This is a genomic window from Pseudomonas sp. NBRC 111127 (assembly GCF_001320345.1).
GTDB lineage: Bacteria > Pseudomonadota > Gammaproteobacteria > Pseudomonadales > Pseudomonadaceae > Aquipseudomonas > Aquipseudomonas juntendi.
The window spans coordinates 1-9,906 of record NZ_BCBD01000193.1; the positions used below are offsets into that span (position 1 = coordinate 1).

Here is a 9,906-nt window from a genome sequence, read left to right on the forward strand (position 1 = left end):
TCATTGGCCGCGACGACGAAATCCGCCGTACGGTGCAGGTGCTGCAACGCCGTACCAAGAACAACCCGGTGCTGATCGGCGAACCCGGCGTGGGCAAGACCGCCATCGCCGAGGGCCTGGCCCAGCGCATCATCAATGGCGAAGTGCCCGACGGCCTGAAAGGCAAACGCCTGCTGGCGCTGGACATGGGCGCGCTGATTGCGGGTGCCAAGTACCGCGGTGAGTTCGAGGAGCGCCTGAAAGGGCTGCTGAACGAGCTGTCCAAGCAGGAAGGCCAGATCATTCTGTTCATCGACGAACTGCACACCATGGTTGGCGCCGGCAAGGGCGAGGGTGCCATGGACGCAGGCAACATGCTCAAGCCCGCCCTGGCCCGTGGCGAACTGCACTGCGTGGGTGCCACTACGCTGAACGAGTACCGCCAGTTCATCGAGAAAGACGCCGCCCTGGAGCGCCGCTTCCAGAAAGTGCTGGTAGAGGAACCGAGCGAAGAAGACACCATCGCCATCCTGCGTGGCCTGAAAGAACGCTACGAAGTGCACCACAAGGTGGCTATCACCGACGGTGCCATTATCGCTGCGGCCAAACTCAGCCACCGCTACATCACCGACCGTCAGTTGCCGGACAAGGCCATTGACCTGATCGACGAAGCGGCCAGCCGCATCCGCATGGAGATCGACTCCAAGCCGGAAGTGCTCGACCGCCTCGATCGCCGCCTGATCCAGTTGAAAGTGGAATCGCAGGCGCTGAAGAAGGAAGAAGACGAGGCAGCGAAAAAGCGCCTGGAGAAGCTGACCGAAGAAATCGAACGGCTGGAGCGCGAGTACTCCGACCTGGAAGAAATCTGGGCTTCGGAGAAAGCCGAAGTACAGGGCTCGGCGCAGATCCAGCAAAAGATCGAGCAGGCCCGCCAGGAGCTGGAAGCTGCCCGCCGCAAGGGCGACCTGAGCCGCATGGCCGAGCTGCAGTACGGGGTAATCCCGGACCTGGAGCGCAGCCTGCAGATGGTCGACCAGCACGGCAAGACCGAGAACCAGTTGCTGCGCAACAAGGTGACCGAGGAAGAGATTGCCGAGGTGGTGTCGAAGTGGACCGGTATTCCGGTATCCAAGATGCTGGAGGGCGAGCGCGAAAAACTGCTGAAAATGGAAGCGTTGCTGCACCAGCGCGTGATCGGGCAGGGCGAAGCGGTAACCGCCGTGGCCAACGCTGTGCGCCGCTCGCGTGCCGGGTTGTCCGACCCCAACCGGCCAAGTGGTTCGTTCCTGTTCCTGGGCCCTACCGGTGTGGGCAAGACCGAGCTGTGCAAGGCACTGGCCGAGTTCCTGTTCGACACCGAAGAGGCCATGGTCCGCATCGACATGTCCGAGTTCATGGAGAAACACTCCGTGGCTCGCCTGATTGGTGCGCCACCCGGGTACGTAGGGTACGAAGAGGGCGGTTACCTGACCGAGGCGGTACGGCGCAAGCCCTACTCGGTGGTGCTGCTGGACGAGGTGGAGAAGGCTCACCCGGATGTGTTCAACGTGTTGCTGCAGGTGCTGGAAGATGGCCGCCTGACCGACAGCCACGGGCGCACCGTGGACTTCCGTAATACGGTGATCGTGATGACCTCCAACCTGGGCTCGGCACAGATCCAGGAGCTGGTCGGCGACCGTGAGGCACAGCGTGCGGCAGTGATGGATGCAGTAGGGGCGCACTTCCGTCCGGAGTTCATCAACCGTATCGACGAAGTGGTGGTGTTCGAGCCGCTGGGCCGCGAGCAGATCGCTGGCATTACCGAGATACAGCTGGGCCGCCTGCGCAGCCGCCTGCTGGAGCGCGAGTTGTCGCTGAGCCTGAGCCCGGAAGCGTTGGACAAGCTGATCGCCGTGGGTTACGACCCTGTCTACGGTGCCCGCCCGCTGAAACGGGCGATCCAGCGCTGGATCGAAAACCCGCTGGCGCAATTGATCCTGGCAGGCAAGTTCATGCCGGGTACCGCGATCACTGCCAAGGTGGAAGGCGACGAAATCGTCTTTGGTTGACTTGCTTCACCATGAGCCCCGCATTTGCGGGGCTTTTTTTTTGCCTGGCTGCCTGCGCTGGCCTGTTAGCGGGTCATACGTTTACCTGCAGCCTTGAAGCCTGCGCATAACCCTGGAGGAGCGGGTTCACCCGCGAAGAAGCCGGCACCGCCCCAGCAAATTCGGGCTTTCCCAGCCTGTCTGGATAACCCGCTGAAATTTTTGAAATTTTTGCTTGCATCAAAAAACGAGTGCCCCTAATATACGCCGCGTTGTCAGGCACTAAGCGAATCATCAGCAGTAACGATGGCCGCAAAACAACTTACAAATCAGTAAGTTGAATGAAAAAAAGTGGTTGACAAGCAAAACGAAGAATGTAGAATAGCCGGCCTCAGCAGCTACAACGCGAAAGCAGCGAAGCTCAAGAGTCCGAAGCGAACACAGTCTTCGGAGTAGCAAATCGGAAAGTAGTACCGAAGTTCAGTTCCGCGATAGCTCAGTCGGTAGAGCAAATGACTGTTAATCATTGGGTCCCTGGTTCGAGTCCAGGTCGCGGAGCCATCTCGGGGTGTAGCGCAGTCCGGTAGCGCGCCTGCTTTGGGAGCAGGATGTCAGGAGTTCGAATCCCCTCACCCCGACCATTTTCCGGGTCGTTAGCTCAGTTGGTAGAGCAGTTGGCTTTTAACCAATTGGTCGTAGGTTCGAATCCTACACGACCCACCATGTAAAGAAGGGCATCTCAAAGAGATGCCCTTTTTTTTGAAAGACCTCGGGGTGTAGCGCAGTCCGGTAGCGCGCCTGCTTTGGGAGCAGGATGTCAGGAGTTCGAATCCCCTCACCCCGACCATTTTTGGGTCGTTAGCTCAGTTGGTAGAGCAGTTGGCTTTTAACCAATTGGTCGTAGGTTCGAATCCTACACGACCCACCATCTACGATAAGCCCGTCTATTCAAGGCGGGCTTTTTCGTTTGCGCGGCCAAACACAGTGATCGCCAACGTTCAACAGGCGCGCCTACTTCCAGCAGGACAAAAACGTTGATAGCATTCGGCCATTGCGCTGCGCAATTTTTGTGATGCTTTTCACAGTCCCCAACATTCCCGGCTATACAGCTCCTCATTTCCTGCCTTTGACGCTTCTGTTGTATCCCAACGGCCAATGACGCCCGGTGGGCGACCGACGGTGGATCAAGTTCGGGGCGAATCGGCTGATAACCCCTTTGCAAGCGTAAAGATTCATACAAGGACGTAGCGACATGAAGCAGTGGCTGGGCTGTGCGGTACTGGTTGTTTGGGGCGTTGTGGCGCAAGCCGCCACTGAGGGCGATCCGTTGCTGGATGCGCCGGCAGCCACTGCCAGCGAAATACGCGGGGTCTTGCGTGCACGCTCGCAGGCGGTCCTGGCCAGTGAGTTGCCCGGCCGGGTGGTGGAGATGCCGTTTGCCGAAGGCCAGGCCTTCAGCAAGGGCGATGTGCTGGTGCGCTTCGATTGCAGTGCTTATCAGGCCCAGGCCAATGCCTCCGGTGCTGCTGTGCGGGCTGCCCGGGAAGAGCTGCGCAACAAGCAACAACTGGCCGCGTTGAATTCGGTCGGCCGTTTCGAGGTGAGCCTGGCCGAGGCTCGCCAGGCGCAAGCCCAGGCCGAAGCCCAGGTTTACCAGGTGCAAGTGCAGCGTTGCCAGGTCAAGGCACCGTTCGACGGGCAAGTGGTGACACGCCGGGTGCAGGCTCACGAAAGCGTGGCCAGCGGCGCGCCGTTGCTGGAAATCGTCGACAACCGCTCGCTGGAAATCCATTTGCTGGTGCCCTCGCGCTGGCTCGGCAAACTCAAGCCTGAGCAGACCTTCAGTTTTGTCCCCGATGAAACCGGCCAACCCATTGATGCAGTGGTCAAGCGCCTGGGGGCGCGCATCGACGAGGGCAGCCAGACGCTGCTGCTGATCGCCAGCGTGCCGGCCAAGACACCAGGCCTGCTGGCCGGGATGAGCGGTACCGCCCACTTCGCCCAGCCACAATGAACGCGCCCGTTCCCGGCCCGCTGGAGCAACTGCTGGCCCATTACCTGAAGCTGGAGCGTCAGGCGCGAGCGGCTGCCTCCATCGAGGTGCTGTCGTTCAGCATGGTCAATGACAGCCAGCCGTTGTTTGGCTATCGCCACGGCGCCTTGCTGATTGCCGGCAAAGTCCGCGCCTTGACCGGCATCAGTGTGGTCGAGCCAAACGCGCCCTTCGTGGTGTTCATCGAGCGCGTGGCCGCGCAGCTGGCCAACGGCGAGCGCCTGGGCTTGCCAGGTGCAGTGGCGCAGGACAGCGTGGACTCGAACAGCCGCGATGACTGGCAGGCGCTGTCGGCACCCCAGGCGTTCTGGCTACCGCTGAAAGACCGCCGTGGTGACGTTTTTGGCGGGTTGTGGCTGGCCCGGGACAACCCGTGGAGCGAGGCAGAGCAGGCGCTGCTGGCGCAGTTGGGCGATTGCTACAGCCATGCCTGGCGGGCCCTGCAACCGAGCAAGCCCTGGCGCCTGCGCTGGCCGGCCCGCACCCGCTGGGCCGTGGCCGGCGCGCTTTTTCTGTTGCTGCTGCTGCCTGTCCGGCAGTCGGTACTGGCGCCTGCCGAAGTGGTACCGCGCAATGGCCAGATCGTCGCCGCGCCGCTGGACGGTGTAATCGCCGAGTTTCTGGTCAAGCCTAACCAGCCGGTCCGTGCCGGTGAACCGCTGGTGCGCTTCGATGCCACGGTTCTCAAGGCTCAGGCCGATGTGGCCGAGCGTACCCTTGGGGTCGCCGAGGCTGAACTGAAAGCCAATACCCAACGGGCGTTTTCCGATGCCGACTCCAGTGCGCGCCTGGACTTGCTGGCCGCACGCGTGGAGCAGAAGCGTGCCGAGCGCGACTACGCCCGCGACTTGCTGGCGCGCAGTGAGGTAAAGGCAGGACGCGATGGCATCGCGGTATTCGCCGATGCCCAGCGTATGCTCGGCAAGCCGATCCGTACCGGTGAAAGGCTGATGGAAATTGCCGACCCGGCGCAGGCCGATTTGCGTATCGAGCTGCCAGTTGCCGACGCCATTGGCCTGGAAACAGGTGCCGAAGTGGCGTTGTTCCTCGACAGCGATCCATTGCACCGCCATGCGGCCAGGCTTGACCGTGCGGCCTACGAAGCGCAGAGCACGCCTGCCGGCCAGTTGGCTTACCGGCTGGACGCCAGCTTCGACAGCGCCCCGCCGCGTATCGGTTTGCGCGGCACCGCCAAGTTGTTCGGCGATCGCGCGCCACTGGCGCTGTATTTGCTGCGTAGGCCGTTGGCAGCGTTGCGTCAGGCGGTGGGGCTATGATGCTGCCGCCGCTACGCCCAGACTTGCAGCTCTCGGCGGCAACGCCAGGGCTGGACGGTTCGCCGCAATGGACACTGGCCGACCCGTTGCGGGGCAAGTATTTCAAGCTCGGCGCACCTGCCATGCGCCTGCTGCGCCACTGGGCCCTGGCGGACGGACTGCAAGTGCTGAAAGCGGCCAACGCCGAGCCTGGGGTGCCGTTGACCCCGCAGTCGCTGGACGAGTTGTTGAAGTTCCTGCGTGGCCACGACCTGATCAGCGGCGGCGACCCGGAGCAGGGCGCCAGCTATGCGGCCAAGGCCGCCAGCCAGCGCCAGGGCATCTGGACCCAGGTGCTGCACAAGTACCTGTTCTTTCGGATCCCGCTGTGGCGCCCGGACGCTTTTCTCAACCGCACCTGGCCATGGCTGGAACGCCATGGGCCCAGCCTGCTGCGGGTGGGGTTGCCAGTAGTGGTGCTGTTGGGCGCCTTCCTGGTGATGCGCGACTGGGAGCGGTTTCTGGCGACATTTCCCCAGTTGTTGAGCTTCGGCGGCATGGCGGCCTTCGCCATTGCCTTGGGGTTCGCCAAGCTTTGCCACGAATTCGGGCATGCCTACATGGCCAAGCGCGCCGGTTGCAGGGTGCCGAGCATGGGCGTGGCGTTCATGGTGCTTTTGCCCATGCTGTACACCGACGTCAGCGATGCCTGGCGCGTGCAAGACCGCCGTACCCGTTTGCTGATCGGTGCCGGTGGCGTGCTGGCGGAATTGCTGCTGGCAGGCATCGCCCTGCTGGCCTGGTCGCTGCTGCCGGACGGGGCAGGGCGCACGGCGGCGTTCATGCTTGCCAGTGCGACCTGGATCACCACCCTGGTGATCAACGTCAACCCGCTGATGCGCTTTGATGGTTACTTCCTGCTCAGCGACCTGTGGGGTGTGGATAACCTGCAAGGGCGGGGCTATGCACTGTGCCGCTGGCACCTGCGTGAAACCTTGTTCGGGTACGGCGAAGCGCCGCCCGAACACTGGTCGCCAAGCCTGCGCAAGCGGCTGCTGTGCTGGGGGTACGCGTCGTGGCTGTGGCGCGCCGTGCTGTTCTTCGGAATTGCGCTGGCGGTCTACCACTTGTTCTTCAAGGTGCTCGGCATCTTCCTGATGGTGGTCGAACTGGTGTGGTTCATCGGCCTGCCGGTGTGGAAGGAAATGCGCCACTGGTGGCAGCACCGCGACCGTGCGCAGCCACGCAAGGTGCTATGGCTGGCGGGCGGCCTGATGGCATTGCTGGCGCTGCTGCTGGTGCCCTGGCGCAGTGGGGTGGAGGTGCCGGCGATGCTTGAGGCCTCGCGGGCCAGTACCTTGCATGCACCGGTAGCGGCGCAGGTCGTGGCTGTGCAGGTACGCGACGGACAACAGGTGAGCGAGAACCAGGTGCTGGCTGTGCTGGCCTCGCCGGACCTGGAATCGCGCATGGCGATCAACCGGCGTGAAATCAGCATTCTGCAGCTGCAGTTGCGCCGCCAGTCCAGCCGCAGTACCACGGCGGTGGACAGTGGCATTCTCGAACAGCGCCTGGCCGAGGCGGTGGCGGAGTACCGTGGCCTGGCGGCACAGCGTGCGCGCTTGAGCCTGCGTGCGCCGCACGCCGGTACCGTGCGTGACCTGGCCGACAGCCTGCAGCCGGGCCGTTGGGTCAGCGCCGACCTGCCGCTGGCGCGGGTGACCGAACATGGCCTGCGCCTGCGTGGCTACCTCACCGAGGCCGACCTGTGGCGGGTAGCGCCTGGCAGCACGGGGCAATTCATAGCCGATGATGTTCTGCGCAGCGCCCTGGCGGTGAGCTTGGTGGCGGTGGATGCCACCGGTGTGAGCCACATCGACCAGGAGGCGCTGGTTTCGGACCACAAAGGCCCAATCGCCGTGCGCCGTGACGAAGACAAGAAAGCCCAGCCACTGCAGGCGCAGTACGGGGCGCAATTTGCCTTGCAAGACCCGGATCAACCACCCCTTGCGCATCCGCAGCGGGGCGTCGTGGTACTGAACGGTGCCGGCGAATCGCTGGTGGCGGCAGCGTGGCGACGCATGGCCGCGATCGGGGTGCGAGAAAGTGGGTTTTAAGTAGTGCGATTGTAGGACAATTGGGATATGGTGCTATCAATTGGCCATATCTCAACGTGCGATGTCCATCGCACGGCTACATTGCTCCAGCAGTTATCGATTACAGGGAAGTTTGCTTTGATGACGAAGTACGCTGTGACGCTGCGTGCCCTGGAGACAGGCGACATGGGCTTTATCGAGCACCTGTACGCCACCAGCCGCGCTTTCGAAATGTCCCATAGCGGCTGGCCTGCGGACGAAATCCAACGGTTCCTCAGTCAGCAGTTCAACTTTCAGCACGCCTACTACCAGCAACACTATCCCGCTGCTGACTTCTGCGTGATCGAAGCCGGCGGGCAGCCTATCGGCCGGCTTTACCTCAATTGGGGCAGCGCCCGGTTGAACATCATCGATATTGCCCTGCTGCCCGAATTCCAGGGCCAAGGTATCGGCACCGATCTGATCCACCAGCAACTGTACCGGGCCGACCAACTCGGCCTGGCGGTCGAGCTGTTCGTGGAGAACTACAACCCGGCGCAGCGCTTGTACACACGCGCTGGCTTTGAAATCACCGATCAAAACGGGGTTTACCTGCGCATGCGCCGTGAAGCTGCCAAACCCGCTGCGAGGATTGCCTGATGAGTGCAGTAGACGAGTTTCCAATGCCCAGCCGTGCGCAGCTCATGGCGGCCGACCCTGCTGGCTTCAAGCTGCAGGTGGGGCCTGGCGAGCATATCGCGGTCGAGCTGGTCGATCTGCGCGACGGCCTGGGCATGAGCGATGAGTATGAGTGCTTCGCCGCCATATTCGCCTTGCCCCAGGGTGTGCGGCTACCCCAGGCAGTTTTCCGCCTGACTGCCTCCGACGCTTGCCAATGGCTTGTGTTGATGACCCCGATGATGCCTTTGCGAGATGGTCGGCATGCTCTGCAGATGGTTATCCACGCCCTGCGAACGGCACACCCTTGACTTGAATCCCAACCACGCAACAAAGGAAGTGTTCGATGAGTGATCCCTTTATCGGTGAGATCAAGATGTTTGCAGGGAGCTACGCCCCGCAGGACTACGCAATGTGCCAGGGACAGTTGTTGCCGATTTCGCAGAACGCCGCATTGTTCTCGTTGCTGAGCACGTTTTACGGCGGGAACGGGCAGACGACCTTCGGCCTACCGCATTTTGGTGGCCGTGCCCCGATCGGCCAGGGGGCCAACGCCCCAGACGTAGCCGCGCCATTTGCGCTTGGGCAAGCCGGTGGTGTGGAGAATGTCACCCTGCTCAACAGCAATATGCCGATGCACACCCACCTGCAAGTGGCCTCCCAGGCAATGGCGACCACCGACAAGCCTGGACCCAACACCTACCTGGCAGCAGCGGTGGACGGCAGCGGCAACGCGGTGAACGTCTACGGTGAAAGCCTGGTGGAGCCCACCAGCATGGCGCCGCAGTCGATCCAGGTGACAGGGGGGTCCACACCGTTCGCTGTTCGCAACCCCTACCTGGCGGTCAGCTTCATCATTGCCCTGCAGGGTATCTATCCACCCCACCCGTGGTAGTGATAACCGATGGTGACCGCGGGTCACCATCACTCTTTCAGCCGGGTTGCCAGGCAGGCAACCCAGCGTCACCAGGAGGTGCTGCATGAAATTCATCGAACGTTTCTCGCGCAAACGGGCATCGAAGCCAGTGGTTGGAGGCGGCGCGCAGCCGCCATTGCTGATGGCCCTGGAGCCGCGGATCATGTTCGATGCCTCTGTGGGGGTGGTTGCCCAGGATGCTGCGGCGACCACCGAGGCGGCAACCACGCCGGCCAAGGACAGCACGGTAGCCAATGACCAGCAGGCTGCCACGCCGCCCAGTGAACAGGGTAACCAACGCAACGAGGTCGTGTTCGTCGACGGCCAGGTGGCCGATGTCGCAGGCTTGCTGCAAGGGCTGGCGGGTAACGCCGAAGTGGTCATCCTCGACCCGGCCAAGGATGGCCTGCAACAGATGGCCGACTATCTCAATGGTCGCGAAGGGCTGGATGCCATTCATCTGCTGTCTCACGGTGCCGATGGCAGCGTGCAGATGGGCAACGTATGGCTGGCAAGCAACAACCTGGCCGAGCATCGGGCGGAACTGCAGAGCATTGGCTCGGCATTGAAGGCCGACGGTGATTTGCTGCTGTACGGTTGCAATGTCGGTGAAACGGCCAAGGGCCAGGCCTTCATCGATGAGCTGTCGGCCATTACCGGTGCCGATGTGGCGGCCTCGGCCGACGATACGGGTGCCGTGGACTTGGGTGGCAACTGGACCCTCGAGCGTACCAGCAGGCTGATTGAAAGCACCGCGCTCGGGGCGCAGCTGGGCGGCTATCAAGGCTTGTTGGCTGCCAGCTTCACCGGTGGTGCCAACCCCACTGCACCGGTGCTGGCGTCGGGCAACCTGCCGAAGATGGTCATCGGCGACTTCAACGGCGACGGCCGTGATGACGTCCTGTACCAGGTTGGCAGTGCC

Annotated in this window: 8 protein-coding genes and 5 tRNA genes; all 13 read left to right on the forward strand. The window is 62.5% G+C overall.

Translation table 11 applies throughout. The annotated features are described in order from the left end of the window. Positions 1-2,027 (forward strand): ATP-dependent chaperone ClpB (clpB, locus tag APH30_RS24235; RefSeq protein ID WP_054913980.1); only part of this gene is annotated, 2,027 nt, incomplete at its 5' end. Between the two features lie 464 nt (positions 2,028-2,491). Next, positions 2,492-2,567: transfer RNA gene (locus tag APH30_RS24240), tRNA-Asn, on the forward strand. 3 nt (positions 2,568-2,570) lie between these two features. Next, positions 2,571-2,647 (forward strand) — tRNA-Pro (locus APH30_RS24245). A 6-nt stretch (positions 2,648-2,653) separates the two neighbouring features. Beyond that, a tRNA-Lys gene (locus APH30_RS24250) sits at positions 2,654-2,729 on the forward strand. Positions 2,730-2,776: 47 nt separating this feature from the next. Then, positions 2,777-2,853 (forward strand) — tRNA-Pro (locus APH30_RS24255). A 5-nt stretch (positions 2,854-2,858) separates the two neighbouring features. Continuing rightward, positions 2,859-2,934 (forward strand) — tRNA-Lys (locus APH30_RS24260). A gap of 324 nt (positions 2,935-3,258) precedes the next feature. Beyond that, on the forward strand, positions 3,259-4,020 hold the full coding sequence (locus APH30_RS24265; protein ID WP_054913981.1) for an efflux RND transporter periplasmic adaptor subunit: 762 nt from the start codon (positions 3,259-3,261) through the stop codon (positions 4,018-4,020). Continuing rightward, on the forward strand, positions 4,017-5,336 hold the full coding sequence (locus APH30_RS24270; RefSeq protein WP_054913982.1) for an efflux RND transporter periplasmic adaptor subunit: 1,320 nt from the start codon (positions 4,017-4,019) through the stop codon (positions 5,334-5,336). Before APH30_RS24265 ends, APH30_RS24270 begins: the two co-directional genes overlap by 4 nt. Then, the gene (locus tag APH30_RS24275; protein ID WP_177333786.1) at positions 5,333-7,432 is read left to right on the forward strand and encodes an efflux RND transporter periplasmic adaptor subunit; all 2,100 of its coding nucleotides are present in this window, start codon (positions 5,333-5,335) and stop codon (positions 7,430-7,432) included. The genes APH30_RS24270 and APH30_RS24275 overlap by 4 nt, the downstream gene beginning before the upstream one ends. A 120-nt stretch (positions 7,433-7,552) precedes the next feature. Next, positions 7,553-8,050 carry a GNAT family N-acetyltransferase gene (locus APH30_RS24280; RefSeq protein ID WP_054913983.1) on the forward strand — a complete coding sequence of 166 codons (498 nt, stop codon included), beginning with the start codon at positions 7,553-7,555 and terminating at the stop codon, positions 8,048-8,050. After that, the gene (locus APH30_RS24285) at positions 8,050-8,379 is read left to right on the forward strand and encodes a hypothetical protein (protein ID WP_054913984.1); all 330 of its coding nucleotides are present in this window, start codon (positions 8,050-8,052) and stop codon (positions 8,377-8,379) included. The genes APH30_RS24280 and APH30_RS24285 overlap by 1 nt, the downstream gene beginning before the upstream one ends. A gap of 35 nt (positions 8,380-8,414) precedes the next feature. Then, positions 8,415-8,963, forward strand: a complete 549-nt coding sequence (locus APH30_RS24290; protein WP_054913985.1) for a phage tail protein — start codon at positions 8,415-8,417, stop codon at positions 8,961-8,963. An 85-nt stretch (positions 8,964-9,048) separates the two neighbouring features. Continuing rightward, positions 9,049-9,906 (forward strand): DUF4347 domain-containing protein (locus tag APH30_RS24295; RefSeq protein ID WP_054913986.1); only part of this gene is annotated, 858 nt, incomplete at its 3' end.